Below are 15,743 nucleotides of genomic sequence, written 5' to 3' on the forward strand. Positions count from 1 at the left end.
GGGCGCGCTGCGTCCGTCGGGATCAGGCGCTCTGCGGTGCCTCGGCCTGCAGCACGCCGCGGTTGATCTGGTCGCGCTCCATGGACTCGAACAGGGCCTTGAAATTGCCTTCGCCGAAGCCTTCGCGGTAGTTGCCCTTGCGCTCGATGAACTCGAAGAACACGGGGCCCAGCATGGGCTGGGAGAAGATCTGCAGCAGCAGGCGCGGCTGGCCGCCCTCGGTCGTGCCGTCCAGCAGGATGCCGCGCGCCTGCAGCTCGCCCACGGGCTGGCCGTGGCCGGGCAGGCGGCCTTCCAGGTTCTGGTAGTAGATGTCGTTGGGCGCGGTCAGCAGCGGAATGCCGGCCATCTGCAGCTGGTCGATGGAGTCCAGCAGGTTGTCCGTCAGCAGCGCGATGTGTTGGATGCCCTCGCCGTTGAACTGCATGAGGAACTCCTCGATCTGGCCGCCGCCCTGGCGCGATTCCTCGTTCAGCGGAATGCGGATCAGGCCGTCGGGCGCGGTCATGGCCTTGGAGGCCAGGCCGGTGTACTCGCCCGAGATGTCGAAGTAGCGGATCTCGCGGAAATTGAACAGCTTGCTGTAGAAGTCCGCCCAGTAGGTCATGCGGCCACGGTAGACGTTGTGCGTCAGGTGGTCCACCACATGGAAGCCGTGACCCTTGGGGTTGCGGTCCACGCCGGGCAGGAACTCGAAGTCGATGTCGTAGATGGACTTGCCTTCGTCGAAGCGGTCGATCAGGTACAGCGGCGCGCCGCCGATGCCCTTGATGGCCGGCAGGCGCAATTCCATGGGGCCGGTGGGAATTTCCACGGGCTGCGCGCCCAGCTCCAGCGCACGCTTGTAGGCCTGGTGCGCGTCCTTGACGCGGAAGGCCAGGCCGCAGGCCGAGGCGCCGTGCTCGGCCGCGAAATAGGCGGCCTGCCCCGGCTCATTGTTGATGATGAAGTTGATGCCTCCCTGGCGGTACAGCAGCACGTTCTTGGAACGGTGCTTGGCCACCAGGGTGAAGCCCAGCTTCTCGAACAGCGGCTCCAGCACGCCGGGCGCGGGCGACGCGAATTCCACGAATTCGAAGCCCATCAGGCCCATCGGGTTGTCGAACAGGTCTGCCATGGTTGGTTCTCCTTGAAGGTTTCAACGGGGGATGTGCGCGGGTTCCAGTACGGATTCCAGCACAGGCGTGGGACGTTGGCGGAACACGAGGCGATAGGCCCCGTAGACCACCAGGACCCAGATCGGAATGGCCAGCGCGGAGGACCGCACCGACGGTGTCAGCAGCATCACGCCCACCACCAGGGCCATGGCGGCCAGGCAGATGGCGTTGGTCAGCGGCGCGGCAGGTGCGGGAAAGCCCAGCACGGTCTTGCGCGCCACATGCGCCCGGCGAAAGCGCCAGTGCGCCACGATGATGATGGTCCAGGTGATCACCAGGGCCGCCACGATCAGCGACATCAGCAGCTCGAGCACGCCGGCCGGCGCCACATAGTTCAGCACGATGGCCAGCGCCGTGAAGATGGCCGGATAGACGATGGCCCGCACCGGCACGCCGCGGCGGTTGACCTGCATCAGCGAGCGCGGCGCATTGCCTTCGCTGGCCATGCCGTACAGCAGGCGGCTGTTGCTGTAGACCATGCTGTTGTAGACCGACAGCGTGGCCGTGAGGATCACGAAGTTCAGCAGGTGGGCGGCCGTGTTCTCGCCCAGGCCCGAGAACACCAGCACGAAGGGGCTGCTGCTGTAGGTGTCGCCGCCGGCCTTGAGCTGGCCCAGCAGGTCGGTCCAGGGCATCAGCGACATCAGCACGGCCATGGAGCCGATGTAGAACACCAGCACGCGATAGATCAGCTGGTTCACGGCCTTGGGGATGACGGTGCGCGGCTGGTCGGTCTCGGCCGCCGCGAAGCCCAGCATCTCCACGCCGCCGAAGGCGAACATGATGAAGGCGAAGGCCATCACCAGGCCGGACAGGCCGTTGGGAAAGAAGCCGCCGTGCGTCCACAGGTTGCGCACGGTCTGCTCGGGCCGGTCGGCGTTGGCCAGCAGATACACGCCCGCAGCGATCATGGCCAGCACGGCCGCGATCTTGATCAGCGCGAACCAGAATTCGAACTCGCCATAGGCCTTGACGTTGATGAAGTTCACGCCGTTGATCAGCACGAAGAACACCGCCGCCGTCACCCAGGTGGGTATGCCGGGCCACCAGAACTGGATGAACTTGCCTGCGGCCGTCAGCTCCAGCATGCCCACGAGCACATACAGCGCCACACAGTTCCAGCCCGCCAGAAAGCCCGCGAAGCGGCCCAGGTAGCGGTTGGCGAAATAGCTGAACGAGCCCGCGTTGGGCTCTTCGACCAGCATCTCGCCCAGGAAACGCATGATGAAAAAGATGATCAGCCCGCCAATGGCGTAGCCGAGCAGCACGGACGGCCCGGCCAGCTCGATGATGCCGGCCGAGCCCAGGAACAGGCCCGTGCCGATGGTGCCGCCCAGCGCGATGAGCTGGATATGGCGGTTCTTGAGCCTGCGCTCCAGATGGCCCTGCGAAGAAGAACTGTGCATCAAGGGGGTGCTCCGGCTCTCAGCAAGGCGCGCGGCGGCGCAGGGGTTGGAACACTTCGGTGGTCTTCACGGCAATGTCTCCTCGTGGGGTGCCTGTTGGAATGCGGGGCGTTGTGCGCCCCTTGTTGATGGGTATCAACTATAAAAAACAATAAATTATTATTTCTTGTAATTTATCCCTATGGACAAGCCCAAAAAGAAGGAGTAGCGAAGGCGATCGACACATTGCCGCCCGCCATGCCGCACTGCGGCAACGGTTGAACGCCCGCAACAAACAAAAACAATCTACTATTATTTTTTTGCCCTCTGGAGCCCAGAACATGACGACGTCCGCCACGCAGCGGCGCGCACGCACGCCGCAGACCGAGCGTGTGGAGACAACGCAACGCAAGATCATCGACTCCGCCCTGGCGCTGCTGCGCGAGGGCGGCTTCAAGAGCGCCACGCTGCAGGCCATCGCGCGCGGCGCCGATGTGTCGCTGGGCGCGCTGCAGCACCACTTCGAGAGCCGCGATGCGCTGATGGAGCGGCTGGTCATCGAGGTCATGGAGCCGCTGAGCGACCAGGGCACGGTCTGGCCCGACAAGGCCCTGCCCCTGCGCGAGCGTGCCGAGGCCTTCGTCACCCTGGCCTGGGACAACATCTTCGGCGCGGCCAACTACCAGGCGGCCTGGAGCATGTTCTTCGGCTGCAAGGCCTCCCCCTCGCTGTTCGACCGCGTGGACGCGCGCCGGGTACATGTGGACAGCGTGTTCTACACCCGCTTCCTGGACGTCTTCCCCGAGATCGCGGCCCACCATCCCCGCCCCCAGGGCTTTGCGGCCATGGCCTTCGCCATCCTGCGCGGCACCGGCGTGCTGGAGCTGTTCGAGGTGGGCGAGCAGGAACGCCAGGGCAGCCTCGATGCGCTGGTCGAGGCCATCGTCCAGGCAGGCACCCCTCAGGCCGGCGGCGGCGGCGCCGCCTGAACCTCGGTCAGCCCCCAGACCCTGCGCAGTTGCGACAGCGTGGCCACCAGGGCCGGATCGTGCTCGGCCTCGCGCGGGTGGATGAAGCCCAGCTGCGCCGACACGCGCGCATGCGGCCAGATGGCCACGCAGCCATGCTCGGCCGCGGCCAGGGCGCGGTCCTCGCGCAGCAGCGCCAGGCCCAGGCCGGCGCGCACCAGGCTCTCGGGCGCGGCGGCAGCATCGCTTTCCACGATCTGATTGGGGCTCAGCCCCTGGCGGGCGAACAGCGCCAGCAGCAGGGCCTGCTCATGGTGCTGCGCGGGCGCGCCGATCCAGGGCAGTTGCGCCAGGTCCTTCCAGCCCGATTGCAGGACGCGCTCGCGCAGCGCGGGCGGCGCCGCCACGCGGTAGTGCAGTGTCTGCAGCACCAGCGCGCCCAGGTCGCGCGGCATGTGGGCGCCGATGTAGAACGCGCCCTGCAGGCCGCCGGCCGCGACCTGCGCGCGCAACTCCTCGGCCCAGCCCTGGCGTGTCTTGATGTCCAGCAGCGGCAGCGCCTCCACCAGGCCATGCAGCAGCGAGCCCAGGCGCAGCGCCTCGGGGTCGGCCACCGTGCCCAGCAGCAGCTGGCCGGTGATCTCGCCCTGCAGCTCGCGGGCCTGGCCCTGCAGGCGTCCTGCCGCATCCAGCACCTGCCGGGCGGGCTCCATCAGGGCCTCGCCAGCCCGCGTGAGGCTGATGCGGCCCGGGCGCCGGTCGAACAGCGCCACGCCCAGCTCTTCCTCCAGCGCCTTGATCTGGGCCGTGATGGCGGGCTGCGTCAGGTGCAGGGCCTCGGCCGTGCGCGTGACGCTGCCCAGCGTGGCCGCCGTGACGTAGGCGCGCAGCTGATACATCTCCATGGGCGGCCAGCCTAGCGCAGGCGCCAGGGCCTGCGGCCCGGGCAGGCCCGGGTGTCAGGGAACATCCCTAGCCGTCTCATCGTTCACTCATCGAGGTAGCGCAGCTGCGTGGGCTCGATGCCCAGGCGCACCGGCATGCCCATGGGGAACATGGCAATGCCCGCGTAGTGCGCCTGGTCGGCGACCACGGCCACCTCGCCCACGCGCACGCGGTAGCGCGAGAACTCGCCCAGGAATTCGGCGCTCTCGATCTGCCCTTCCACCCACACGCGCGAGGCATCGCCCGCATCGTCGCGCACCGCAATCTGCACCTGGTGCGGCCGGAAGGCCAGCGCCGCGCGCCCCGGCACGGGCGGCTGGGCCGGGCGCGGCAGGGTCAGCGTGCCCAGGCCAGGCACCTTGAAGACCAGCGACTCGCCTATCGTTGGCAGCACCTCGCCCTCCAGCACATTGGCCGTGCCGACAAAGCCCGCCACGAAGCGGTTGGCCGGATAGTCGTACAGCCCCGCCGCCGAGCCCACCTGCTGCAGCACTCCCTTGTCCAGCACGGCCATGCGGTCGGCCGTGGTCATGGCCTCTTCCTGGTCGTGGGTGACGAAGATGGTGGTCAGGCCCAGCTTGCGCTGCAGGCTGCGCAGTTCCTCGCGCATCTGCACGCGCAGCTGCTTGTCGAGGTTGGACAGCGGCTCGTCCAGCAGCAGCAGCTTGGGCGCGATCACCACGGTGCGCGCCAGCGCCACGCGCTGCTGCTGCCCGCCCGACAGCTGGCCCGGGCGGCGCTGCGCGTACTGCGACAGGCCCACCAGCTCCAGCACCTCGCCCACCTTGCGGCGGATGGTGTCGCGGCTTTCGCGGCGCTCGACCAGGCCGAAGGCCACGTTGTCGTACACCGTCATGTGCGGCCACAGCGCGTAGTTCTGGAACACCATGCCGATGTTGCGCGCATGCGGCGGCACGCCCGTGATGTCCTGCCCGCCCACCAGCAGCTCGCCGCGCTGGTGCCGGTTGAAGCCCGCGATCAGCCGCAGCAGCGTGGACTTGCCCGAGCCCGAAGGCCCCAGCAGCGCGAAGAACTCGCCGGGCTCGATCTTGAGGTTGACGTCGCGCAGCACTTCGTTGCTGCCGTAGCTCAGGCTGATGTGCCTGCATTCGAGGGAGACAGGGTCCAGGTGCATGGCGGTTCACTCCGAAGTCGATTGCACGGTGGCGCGCGAGCGCTCCACGAAGCGGTGCGAGAAATACGTGCCCAGGCCGACCACGACCACGGCCAGCACGCCCAATGCCGCACCGGGCCCGCGCCCCGAGATGCTTTGCATGTACAGGTAGATGCCGTAGCTCATGGGCGCCTGGCTCTGGGCCGAGGCCAGCATGATGGTGGCCGACAGCTCCACGGCCGCCGTGATGAAGCTGGTGACGAAGCCGGCCAGGATGCCGCCGGCCATCAGCGGCACCATCACGCGCCGTATCACGCTGGTGCGGCCCGCGCCCAGGCTTTGCGCGGCCTCCTCCAGCGAGATGTGCACCTGCTGCAGCGCCGCCATGCACGAGCGCAGCGCATACGGCAGCCGCCGCACCGCATAGGCCAGCATGATCAGCACCCAGGTCGTGACGATGGGCGTATCGGTGAAGGGCAGGTTCACGCCCTTGAACAGCCGCAGGTAGCCGATGGCCAGCACCAGCCCCGGAATCGCCAGCGCCACCGAGGCCAGGTAGTCCAGCCACTGCCGGGCAGGCAGCCGGGTGCGCAGGATCAGGTAGGCGATGGCGGTGCCGATCACCACGTCGATGCCCGCCGCCATCAGGCAGTACAGCAGCGTGTTGCCGATCATGTAGCCCGAGTCGGTGAACACCGTGGCGTAGTGCTCCAGCGTGTAGCTGTCGGGCAGCACCGAGAAGCTCCAGACCTTGGAGAACGACATCAGCAAGATGCCGATGTGCGGCGCCAGCACCACCAGCAGCACCAGGGCGATCCAGCCATAGGCCAGCAGCGCCTCCCAGGCCGACAGCCGGCGCTTTTGCAGCGCGCTGCCGCCCTTTTGCAGCGTGGCGTAGTCCTTGCCCTTCATCACCCGCGCAGCCAGCCACAGGGCGACGATGGAGAACGCGATCATGATCACGCTGATCACATAGCCCAGCGGATCATCGAGCCCCACCGAGGTGATGCGCAGATAGGCCTGGGGCGCCAGCATATTGGTCACGCCCATCACCAGCGGCGTGCCCAGGTCGTCGAACACCTTGACGAACACCAGGGCCGCGCCCGCCAGATAGCCGGGCATGGCCAGCGGAAAGATCACGCGCCGGAACAGCCGGAAACCGCGCGAGCCCAGGTTCAGCGCCGACTCCTCCATGGCCCCGTCGATATTGCGCATGGCCGCCACGAGGTTGAGCAAGATGAACGGGAAGTAGTGGATGCTCTCCACGAAGATCACACCCGTCAGCCCCTCCATGATGGGCACGGTGAAGCCGAACCAGTCGTCCAGCAGCAGGTTGACCGAGCCGCTGCGCCCGAAGATCAGCTGCAGCGCCACCGCCCCCACGAAGGGCGGCATGATCAGCGGCAGCACGCCCAGCGTCTGTATCAGCAGCGCGCCCCGGAACTCGAAGCGCACGGTCAGGTAGGCCAGCGGCACGGCGATCAGGCTGGCGAAGAACACGCTGGCCAGGGACACGCCCAGGCTGTTGAAGAACGACTCGCGGAAGACGGTCTGGCCGAAGAAATTGCCGAAGTGCCCCAGCGTGAGCCCGCCGCCTTCATTGACGAAGGCGGTGTAGACCACCATGCCCACGGGCACGATGAGAAAGGCCAGCAAAAAGGCCAGGATCAGTGCGAAGGCCAGCCACGGCCCCCAGCCCGACGGAATGCGCCGTGCGCGCGCAGCAAGGGGGGCGGCGGCGGGCGCCGCCATGGAATCGATGCTCATGCGAATGCTCCGCAGCGAAAGAGACTGTCAAGGGGAGTGCATGCAGGCGCCCGGTGCCGGGCCCCTGCGCCCGCCACTTACCGGGCCAGGCCGCGCGCCTCGGCGGCCAGCTTGGCCGCGCGCTCGTAGTTGGCACGCGCCTTGTCGGCCCACATCTGCTCCAGGCCCGTCAGCTCCTTGGACACGGCCACGTCGCGCCGGCTCTTGCGGAACAGCTCCAGGAACTGCTCGTCCTTCACATTGGCTTCGCCCACCAACGGCGAGTAGGCAATGTCGCGCGCCTGCGCCAGCAGCTCCTGCCCCTTGGCGTTGGGCTTGGCCTGCAGGGCCTTGTGCGCCTCCTGGATGGCGCGCGTGGCGGCCTGCAGTTCCTTGAGGCGGAAGGTCACCATCTGGTCGAACAGGCTGATCACCACGGCATAGCGCGACTCGGACAGGTTGGCGTCGAACTGCACCTTGGCGCGCTGCGCCACCTCCTGCGGCACGGGGTAGCCGGCCGGCGCCTTGAGCTGGCTGTAGGGCAGGATGGGCAGGCGGCTGATCTTGGGATCGAACAGCAGCTGCTGGCCCGGCACCGACATGGTGAAGGCCATGAACTTGCGCGCCTCATCGGCATTCTTGGCGCCCGCGATCAGCGCGATGTTGGCCGGCACCACGGCCGTCATTGCCGGGTAGGCGAAGTCCACCGGGAAGCCCGAGTACTTGCCCGCCAGCCCGAAGAAATCGATCACGATGCCTATGCCGTACTGGCCGTTGTTCACGCCATCGGGCACGGCAAAGCTGCGGTCGGTCACGGCAGCGGCATTGCCCATCATGGACAGCAGCTGGCGCCAGCCCTTGTCCCAGCCCTCGCCCTGCAGGATGGTCTCCACCGTCAGCTGCGTGGTGCCCGAGCGCGAGGGCGAGGAGATGGCGATGTGACCGAAGTACTCGGGCCGCGTCAGATCGCTCCACTCCTTGGGCGCCGCCAGCTTGTGCGCCTTCAGGTAGCGCGTGTTCCACATGATTCCGTAGCCGGCCAGCGCCTGGCCGTAGTACAGGCCCTGCGGGTCGTTGAGCGGGTAGTTGCCGATCTTGGCGGGCGCGGCAGGATTGCGCGTCTCGGGCGCGGCGGTCAGCAGCTTGTTGCGCGCCAGCACCTCGAAGGCATCAGGGGCGCTGGCCCACATGATGTCGGGCCGCTGGCCCTCGGGCAGCTCGCGCACATAGGCCACGGCGGCCGTGGTGTTCTTGTTCAGGATCTCGATCTTGATCCCCGGATTAGCCGCCTCGAAGGCCTTCTGGTAGGCCGTGGTCAGCTCCTTGGGAAACGAGGTCAGCACCGTCACCGTGCCGGCCTGGGCCGCCATGGCGGCGCCCCACAATCCTGCGGCCATGGCGGCCGTCAGCCATCTGCGTTGCTGCATTGCTGTCTCCTTCGGGTTGTTGTGCGGTCAATCTGCAACCCACTGTAGGCAGCGCCGGCCCCGCCGGCCAATCATTGTTTCTGATGCCGTGCATCAGCGGCGGCGGCGCTCGGGTTACTACCTGCGGGTCTGCCGCCACAGGGAAATCCCGCGCAACCGCTGTCCCGCCCCTGACTGCTGCACAGCAGCAAACCGGAATAATCGGCGGGATGCTGCAAGCCCCCTCTTCCCTCTCCGCCCCGGCCGCTGAAGAAGCGCCCATCTACGTTGCCAGCCGCCCCTGGCGCTCGCGCATGGTGCCGGTGCGCACCATGGAGTACCACGTGCGCGAGTGGGGGCCCGTGGATGGAGATCCCGCGCTGGCGCCGCTGGTGCTGGTGCACGGCTGGATGGATGTGGCGGCCTCCTACCAGTTCGTGGTCGATGCCTTTGGCGAGGCCTTCATGGCGGGGCGCCGCATCATTGCGCCGGACTGGCGCGGCTTCGGCCTGAGCCGGCCGGCCTGGCCTGCCGACCGGCATGACTTTGCCGACTACCTGGGCGACCTGGACCACCTGCTGGACACCCTGGTGGGCGATGCGCCCGTGGACCTGGTGGGCCACAGCATGGGCGGCAACGTGTCCATGATGTACGCGGGCGCGCGGCCTGCGCGCATACGCCGGCTGGTCAATCTGGAGGGCTTCGGCATGCCGGCCACCCGGCCCGACCAGGCGCCCGCACGCTACGCGCAGTGGATGGACGAGCTGCGCCAGCTGCGCAGCGGCGGCATGGCGCTCAAGAGCTATGACAGCGTGCAGGACGTGGCGCGCAGGCTGATGAAGACCAACCGCCGCCTGCCCGAGGACAAGGCGCTGTGGCTGGCCCACCACTGGGCGGCGCCCAATGCGCAGGGCCGCTGGGAAATCCTGGGCGACACGGCGCACAAGCTCATCAGCGCGCAGCTGTTCCGCGTGGAAGAAATCCTGGCCCTGTACCGTGCCATCACGGCGCCGGTACTGGCCGTCGAGGCCAGCGACGACAGCCTGGGCATGTGGTGGAAGGACCGCTACACGCTTGCCGAGTACCACGAGCGCATCGGGCAGATTGCCGACTGCCGCACGGCCGTGGTTCAGGACGCGGGCCATATGCTGCACCACGACCAGCCGGCGGCCGTGGCCGGGCTGATCGAGCAATTCCTCAGCACCTGAGGCCGGCGCGCACCGCTACTGCAGCCTAATGCAGCCTAATGCAACCTACTGCAACCTAATGCAACCTACTGCGGCCGCAGCATCATCGAATGGCGCCAGCGCGCGGGCGCCATCTGCAGCGGCCGGTAGCGGCCGTCGGCCCATTCGGCAGACATGTCCGCATAGCGGCTGGACAGGGCCACGCCGCTTTGGCCGGTCTGGTAGATGAACAGCGAGCGCTCGGGCTCGGCCAGGTCGTAGATGGCGCGCAGCGATGCCGCATGGCGGTTGGCGAACGGTGTCCTGGCATCACCGGGCAGGTACTGGCCCACGTTGACGGTGTAGCTGTCACCGCCCGAAGGCACGCTGACATTGAAGATGCCCGCCAGCAGCCCCACGCTGCCCAGCGGCCGGTGGCTGCTCAGGGCCGCATGCGCCGTGCCCCAGCGCCAGCGGCCCAGGTCACTGCCCTGCATGGACTGCAGGCGCACCAGCGCCCGGTCCAGCGCCTGGCTGACCTGGGCACTGCAGCCTGCAGCCGCGCACCACCAGCCGTCGCGGCGTTCCAGCATGCCCTCGATGCCTGCGCGGTAGTCGCGCTTGCCATAGGTGGCCGCAAAGGTCTGCGCACCAATGCGCGGGATCACCAGGCCGCGCGTGAGTTCGTCCACCCAGGCGGCAAAGATCAGGGGCGCGGCCTGCGCAGCGTCCATGCGGCCGTCGAACTGCGCCATCACCCGGCGCGCCTGCGGGGCCAGCGGATGTGTGGCCGGCGCTTCGTCCAGGGCCCTGAGCATTTGCGGCAGCAGGGCGCGGGCGGCCAGCGAGGTCTGGTCGTTCTGGATGGAGGCCATGCTGACCACGTCGTGCCTGTCCTTCGCCTCGATGAGCTCGGAGATGCGGCGGTGGCGGTACGGCAGGCTCCAGTCCTGGGTGAGGAAGTGGGCATAGCCCTCGCGCGTGATGCGCTGGTTGGCGGTGGCCAGATAGCCCAGCGCCGTTCCATCGTCCTGTGGAGCCTGGTCGTAGGGCAGCCAGCCCTGCCAGTCGTAGCGTGCCTCCCAGCCCGGCGCGGGCGCCACGCCGCGCAGGTCGTTGTCGGCCGCACGCAGCGGCACCCGGCCTGCGGCCTTGAAGCCGATGGCGCCATGCACATCGGCCGCGACGATGCTCTGCATGGGCGAGTGGTAGTCGGCAAAGGCCTCGAACAGCTGGGCCACGCTGCGCGCCTCGTTGGCCCGCAGGCCCGCCTGCACGGTGAGGTTGTCGGTGTCCAGCGCCGCCCAGCGCAGGGCCACGGCGTAGCGGCGCTTGTCGAGCACGGCCTCGTACTGGGGCTGCACGTCGCTGATCACGGGACCGTGGCGCGTGCTGCGCAGCGTGAGCTGCACATCGGCCCGGCCCTTGACCCTGATGCGCTCGCTGCGCTCGGTGAAAGGCGCCCAGCCGTCCGGCGTGCGGTAGCGGCCCGGGTTGCCTGGATCGATCTGCTCCAGGTACAGATCCTGCACATCGGGATTGGTGTTGGTGAAGCCCCAGGCCACCTCGCGCGTGCGCCCCAGCACCACGAAGGGCAGGCCCGGCAGGGTGGCCCCCACCACGTCGATGGGCGACAGCGGCGTGCCGTCCTGCGCCTGGCCGGCAGGCGACTGCAGGCGTGCGTAGTACCAGATGGCGGGCGCGCTCAGGCCCAGATGGGGATCGTTGGCCAGCAGCGGTTTGCCGCTGGCCGTGCGGCTGCCCGACAGCACCCAGTTGTTGCTGCCCTTGCCGTCGTTGGTGCCCGCATCGCGCACCATGTCGCGGGACCAGCGGGCCCAGGCATCGCTCGCCTCGCTGGCGGCAGCCACCTTGGACGCAGACGCAGCCTGTGCCTCCTGGCGGTACACGCCCAGCCCCCGGTAAAGCGCGGCCAGATCGGTGGAGGTGGCCGGCGCCTCGCCGGGATAAGGCGGCATCAGCTGCCACAGCTGCTGTGTGTCCAGTTGCGAGAGCGCGGCCAGCCGCGCGAATTCATTGCCCCAGTTGCCGCCCAGGTCCAGCGCCATCATCAGCGCCCAGCCCACGCTGTCCTCGGGCGCCCAGGCCGAGTTGTCGCCGCCGCCCGGCGACGTGTCCAGCAGCATGAACTCGGGCACCTGCGGGTGCTGGCGCATGGGCAGCGCCGCATAGAAGGCCGCGATGCCTTCGCTGTAGGCCTGCAACGCCTCGCGCGCGTTGGCGGGCAGGGATGCGTACTGGCGCCGCGCCGCGCCGCGTATGTCCAGCGCGCGCATGAGCTTGTCGGTATCCAGCGTGGCCGGGCCGAGGATCTCGGACAGCGTGCCATGCATCAGGCGGCGGTTGAACTCCAGCTGCCAGCCACGCTCCTGCGCATGCACATGGCCCAGGGCACGCCACAGGTCCTGCGGCGAGAAGGCGCTGATGTGGGTGACGTCGGCATCATCGCGCCGCACGCGCACGGGCTGCTCCAGCCCGGCCAGCGTGAGCTGTCCGTCAAGCACCGGCTGCACGCGCACGGCATAGATGGCCAGCGCGCTGCCGGCCAGCAGGGCCGAGCCGACCACCGCCACGGCGCCCACACCCCACCACCGCGAGTTCAGGATTCGCATGATTCCCATTCTTTTCCCCACCCTCTGCTTTTTTCGTATCGTAGTGTTGCAGTTTGTAGCATATGCGCGCGCGACATGCTCACATTGCTCACGACAGAAAGCCGCGCCTGCAGGGCACAGGCTTCAGGCGACAATCACTGCCGGCCCTGCGCGCATGGATGCAGGGCAACCGACAGAAACAGGAAGTACGTGGAATGTGGCCTTTCAGCCTCTTGAAGAAGCTCACCCAGGACCCGCCCGTGGGCCAGCCCCGTGGTGACTACATCGGCTGCTACCTGCTGGGCACCGAGGCGCCGGGCCAGGCCGGCGTCAGCTATGTCTCGCTGGCCACCACGCGCGAGCAGCTGGAGGCCGACGCCCGCGCCTACCTTGAAGGCTTCGTGCGCGACCACCCCGAGGCGGCCGACACCGACCTGTCCGCCATCCGCTCCCTGCTGGAGAACCTGCCCCAGCGCCTGGACGCCCACCTGTCCGGCGACACGCGCGTGCCGCTGGCCGAGCAAGGCGGCACCGTGCTCTTCCTGCGCACCGGCATGCGCGCCCGCCGCAAGGAAAACGGCCGGTATCTCGAATAGCAGTCAGCCCCCACCGCCACCGTACCGAGCCTCAAAAACTGGCGCGGCCAAGAACAAGGGACAGCGAGCAAGGGCCTACGCCGGCCGCGCCGCCCCGCAGCGAGGCTGTAGTCCCCCACGAAGCGAGAGGGGAAGGCGCGCAGCGCCTCAGGGGGAGTTCTGCTTGTGCACGTCTTGCCAGCGCAGCATGTCGGTCACGCGCTCGGCCTTGTCGTCATCGAAGCCCAGGCGCTCCACCCGCTCGGCCGGATTGGCCCAGGTGCCGAACAGCAGGTCCCAGACGGGCAGGCCGTAGTTCTGCGCATGGTGGCCGTACTGGTGGTGCACGGTGTGCATCTCGGGCCGCTGCACGATGTATCCCAGCCAGCGCGGCGTGCGGATGTCGGCATGCAGGAACAGGTCGAACGCCCCCGTGAGGCCGATGGCGAAGGCGGCCGCCAGCGGGCTGGCCCCCAGCACCCAGTAGCTGGACAGCGCGCTCAGCAGCACGGCGGCCGCCGTGTCCATGGGGTGGGCAAAGAAAGCCGTGAGCGCCTCCACGCGCGGCGCGCTGTGGTGCAGCTGGTGGAACAGGCGCCACAGCGTGTCCGACCGGTGCGTGGCGCGGTGCCACCAGTAAAAGACAAAGCTGGTCAGCACAAAGCTCAGCGCGCCCACGGCCCAGGCCGGCCATTGCCGGCCAACGTCCAGCAACGCATGGCGGCGGATGCCGTCCGAGAACAGATGGCCTACCGCCAAGGTGGTGGCCAGCGTGCCCAGGCCCAGCAGCGTGGACAGGATCAGCCAGCGCCGGTCGCAATGGTTGCGCGAGGCCGGCGCGATCACCTCGCGCGTGAAGATGCCGACGAACATCAGCGCCAGCAGCGGGTAGGCCGCGAACTCCCACATCTGCAGCATGCCGCCTGCTCCTTGCCGCTCAGTGCACGTGGCCCCAGTAGATCAGCGCATCGCGCCCTTCGACCGACAGCGACACGGGCGCGCCCACGGGCAGCATCACCTTGGTCGGCACATGGCCATAGGGCAGGCCCTGCAGCACGGGGCACTTGACCTGGCTGCGCAGCCAGTCGATCACGGTCTGCAGCTTGAAGCCCTTGTCGTGCGAGCTGAGCTTGAACTCGCTGAACTGGCCGAACACGATGGCCTTTTGCTGGGCCAGCACGCCGGCATGCAGCAGTTGGGTCAGCATGCGTTCCACGCGGTAGGGATGCTCGCCCACGTCTTCCAGGAACAGGATGCCGCCCTTGATCTGCGGGAAGTAAGGCGTGCCCAGCAGGGAGACCAGCACGGCCAGGTTGCCGCCCCACAGCGTGGCGCCGCCGCTGATGTAGAAGTCCTTGACGGCGGGCTTGCCGTCTTCGCGCAGGCCGATCTTCGGCATCTGCCAGCCCGCGCCCTCGCCCTGGCCGCTGAGCAGGTCGTTGAAGCAGTCCAGCATGATGTCGTCCACGCCGCCCTCGTCGTCGGGGCGGCCGAAGTCGTGCACCAGCAGCGGGCCGGCCCAGGTGGTGGCGCCGGTCTTGGCCAGCAGGGCCAGCGACAGCGCCGTGAAGTCGCTCAGGCCCACGAAGCGCGTGCCGCCTGCGATGGCCTTGGCCACGGCCTTGTACTTGATGCCCGGCAGGATGCGCGTGAGGCCGTAGCCGCCGCGCGTGGGCAGCGCCAAGTCGGCACCGCTGGCCGCTGCGCGCTCGATGGCCGCCAGGCGCGTGGCGTCGTCGCCGGCAAAGCGCTGGTGGCTGCTCAGTGCATCGGCATCGATCTCCACCTGGTGGCCCATGGCCTCCAGGCGGCGCACACCGCGCTTGAAGCCGGCCTTGTCGCGCACGGCACCGGCGGGCGAATAGATATAGATGTGGCGCGGACCCTGGTCATGCGCATGGCCGCAGCAGCTGCCGTCGGCGGCATGCACATGGCCGTGATCGTGGTCGTGCTCGTGGCTGTGGGCAGCGCCATGGTCATGTGCCGCAGCATGCGAATGCTCCTGTGCACGGTCATGGCCATGGCCATGTGGATGTTCGTGCCCGTGGGCACAGCAAGTGCCGTCGGCGGAATGCACATGTTCGTGCGCGTGATCAACGGGTGCAGGCGCGGCAGCGGCTGCCTTTTTGCGGGGCGTGCCGGATGTGCTGGGTGTGCCGGGCGTGCTGGAAGAGCGGGAACTGCGCGAAGTGGCCAAGGTGGTTCCATGCCGGCCCTGGCCGGCATGCTCCATATTGCAAGGGGAGTGAAGACGGGGACCTGCCGCTGCGCAGCCCCGGCAAGGGGCCGGCGGCGCAGGCCTACGGGCGGAAGTATTCCACAGCGTCGGCCACCATGCCGGCAGCGCACAGGGGAACCCAATGGCCGCACGGGGATAGGCGCAGCTGCGCTGGCGGCAGCTGTGGCAGCGCCTGCAGCCAGGCCTGGCGCCATGCGGGCGCAGGCAGCAGCGCATCGTGCTCTCCGCCCTGCACCCACAGGCGTTGCTGTTGGCTCCACTGCGCCAGCAACTCCATCGGCAGCGGCGGCATTTCGGCCTGCACGCGGGGCCAGGCCTGCAGCGCGGCGCGGTGGCCGGGCTGGGAAAACGGCAGGTTCCAGGCCTGCGGCTGCGCGCCGGCCTCCTCACCCGCCTCGTGCATGGCGCGGCCCACGGGCCATGACGGCTT

Annotated in this window: 12 protein-coding genes and 1 pseudogene; 3 read left to right on the top strand and 10 right to left on the bottom strand. The window is 68.4% G+C overall.

Features of this window, described 5'->3' with window-relative positions; genetic code table 11:
* Positions 1 to 22: 22 nt before the first annotated feature.
* Together hppD and ACM14_RS28745 are read right to left on the bottom strand one after the other, a co-directional pair.
* A complete protein-coding gene (gene hppD / locus ACM14_RS28740) occupies positions 23 to 1,117 on the bottom strand; it encodes a 4-hydroxyphenylpyruvate dioxygenase (protein ID WP_065348040.1) in 1,095 nt (364 codons plus the stop codon).
* A gap of 21 nt (positions 1,118 to 1,138) precedes the next feature.
* Positions 1,139 to 2,563: an amino acid permease gene (locus ACM14_RS28745; RefSeq protein WP_065348041.1), complete on the bottom strand. Its 1,425-nt coding sequence runs from the start codon at positions 2,561 to 2,563 to the stop codon at positions 1,139 to 1,141.
* A 320-nt stretch (positions 2,564 to 2,883) separates the two neighbouring features.
* Here ACM14_RS28745 and ACM14_RS28750 point away from each other — a divergent pair, with 320 nt between their 5' ends.
* Entirely contained in the window at positions 2,884 to 3,531 is a 648-nt protein-coding gene (locus tag ACM14_RS28750; RefSeq protein ID WP_046238777.1) for a TetR/AcrR family transcriptional regulator, read from the top strand.
* On the opposite strand, the gene ACM14_RS28755 is transcribed toward ACM14_RS28750, so the two are convergent.
* The 4 genes from ACM14_RS28755 to ACM14_RS28770 all read right to left on the bottom strand — a co-directional run bounded on the left by ACM14_RS28755 (position 3,504) and on the right by ACM14_RS28770 (position 8,742).
* Positions 3,504 to 4,415 (bottom strand): LysR family transcriptional regulator, encoded by a 912-nt coding sequence (locus ACM14_RS28755; RefSeq protein ID WP_013801564.1) that lies wholly within the window; start codon positions 4,413 to 4,415, stop codon positions 3,504 to 3,506. The two genes, ACM14_RS28750 and ACM14_RS28755, sit on opposite strands and share 28 nt — an antisense overlap.
* Positions 4,416 to 4,498: 83 nt before the next feature.
* The gene (locus tag ACM14_RS28760; protein WP_170962126.1) at positions 4,499 to 5,584 is read right to left on the bottom strand and encodes an ABC transporter ATP-binding protein; all 1,086 of its coding nucleotides are present in this window, start codon (positions 5,582 to 5,584) and stop codon (positions 4,499 to 4,501) included.
* Positions 5,585 to 5,596: 12 nt separating this feature from the next.
* Positions 5,597 to 7,336, bottom strand: a complete 1,740-nt coding sequence (locus tag ACM14_RS28765; protein WP_034395921.1) for an iron ABC transporter permease — start codon at positions 7,334 to 7,336, stop codon at positions 5,597 to 5,599.
* A 77-nt stretch (positions 7,337 to 7,413) separates the two neighbouring features.
* On the bottom strand, positions 7,414 to 8,742 hold the full coding sequence (locus tag ACM14_RS28770) for an ABC transporter substrate-binding protein (protein WP_016451409.1): 1,329 nt from the start codon (positions 8,740 to 8,742) through the stop codon (positions 7,414 to 7,416).
* A 209-nt stretch (positions 8,743 to 8,951) separates the two neighbouring features.
* Here ACM14_RS28770 and ACM14_RS28775 point away from each other — a divergent pair, with 209 nt between their 5' ends.
* Positions 8,952 to 9,929 (top strand): alpha/beta fold hydrolase, encoded by a 978-nt coding sequence (locus ACM14_RS28775; protein WP_065348042.1) that lies wholly within the window; start codon positions 8,952 to 8,954, stop codon positions 9,927 to 9,929.
* Positions 9,930 to 9,994: 65 nt separating this feature from the next.
* Here the strand turns inward: ACM14_RS28775 and ACM14_RS28780 are convergent, their stop codons facing one another.
* Positions 9,995 to 12,529 (bottom strand): penicillin acylase family protein, encoded by a 2,535-nt coding sequence (locus ACM14_RS28780; protein ID WP_065348043.1) that lies wholly within the window; start codon positions 12,527 to 12,529, stop codon positions 9,995 to 9,997.
* A 185-nt stretch (positions 12,530 to 12,714) separates the two neighbouring features.
* On the opposite strand from ACM14_RS28780, the gene ACM14_RS28785 reads away from it, so the two are divergent.
* Entirely contained in the window at positions 12,715 to 13,095 is a 381-nt protein-coding gene (locus tag ACM14_RS28785) for a hypothetical protein (RefSeq protein WP_012206605.1), read from the top strand.
* A gap of 147 nt (positions 13,096 to 13,242) precedes the next feature.
* Here the strand turns inward: ACM14_RS28785 and ACM14_RS28790 are convergent, their stop codons facing one another.
* The 3 genes and pseudogenes from ACM14_RS28790 to ACM14_RS28800 form a co-directional block, all read right to left on the bottom strand.
* A complete protein-coding gene (locus ACM14_RS28790; protein WP_065348044.1) occupies positions 13,243 to 13,992 on the bottom strand; it encodes a sterol desaturase family protein in 750 nt (249 codons plus the stop codon).
* 19 nt (positions 13,993 to 14,011) lie between these two features.
* Positions 14,012 to 15,004 carry an LD-carboxypeptidase gene (locus tag ACM14_RS28795; protein WP_065348046.1) on the bottom strand — a complete coding sequence of 331 codons (993 nt, stop codon included), beginning with the start codon at positions 15,002 to 15,004 and terminating at the stop codon, positions 14,012 to 14,014.
* 370 nt (positions 15,005 to 15,374) lie between these two features.
* Positions 15,375 to 15,743, bottom strand: a pseudogene (locus ACM14_RS28800) (tRNA adenosine(34) deaminase TadA); the annotation flags it as partial.

The sequence above is a fragment of the Delftia sp. JD2 genome, assembly GCF_001682645.1.
GTDB lineage: Bacteria > Pseudomonadota > Gammaproteobacteria > Burkholderiales > Burkholderiaceae_C > Comamonas > Comamonas acidovorans.

Bases quoted from the DNA above. Each gene is read 5' to 3' on its own strand.
- ACM14_RS28770 (WP_016451409.1), bottom strand. From the start codon at position 8,742: ATGCAGCAACGCAGATGGCTGACGGCCGCCATGGCCGCAGGATTGTGG.
- ACM14_RS28765 (WP_034395921.1), bottom strand. From the start codon at position 7,336: ATGAGCATCGATTCCATGGCGGCGCCCGCCGCCGCCCCCCTTGCTGCG.
- ACM14_RS28750 (WP_046238777.1), top strand. From the start codon at position 2,884: ATGACGACGTCCGCCACGCAGCGGCGCGCACGCACGCCGCAGACCGAG.
- hppD (WP_065348040.1), bottom strand. From the start codon at position 1,117: ATGGCAGACCTGTTCGACAACCCGATGGGCCTGATGGGCTTCGAATTC.
- ACM14_RS28775 (WP_065348042.1), top strand. From the start codon at position 8,952: ATGCTGCAAGCCCCCTCTTCCCTCTCCGCCCCGGCCGCTGAAGAAGCG.
- ACM14_RS28785 (WP_012206605.1), top strand. From the start codon at position 12,715: ATGTGGCCTTTCAGCCTCTTGAAGAAGCTCACCCAGGACCCGCCCGTG.
- ACM14_RS28745 (WP_065348041.1), bottom strand. From the start codon at position 2,563: ATGCACAGTTCTTCTTCGCAGGGCCATCTGGAGCGCAGGCTCAAGAAC.
- ACM14_RS28790 (WP_065348044.1), bottom strand. From the start codon at position 13,992: ATGCTGCAGATGTGGGAGTTCGCGGCCTACCCGCTGCTGGCGCTGATG.
- ACM14_RS28780 (WP_065348043.1), bottom strand. From the start codon at position 12,529: ATGGGAATCATGCGAATCCTGAACTCGCGGTGGTGGGGTGTGGGCGCC.
- ACM14_RS28755 (WP_013801564.1), bottom strand. From the start codon at position 4,415: ATGGAGATGTATCAGCTGCGCGCCTACGTCACGGCGGCCACGCTGGGC.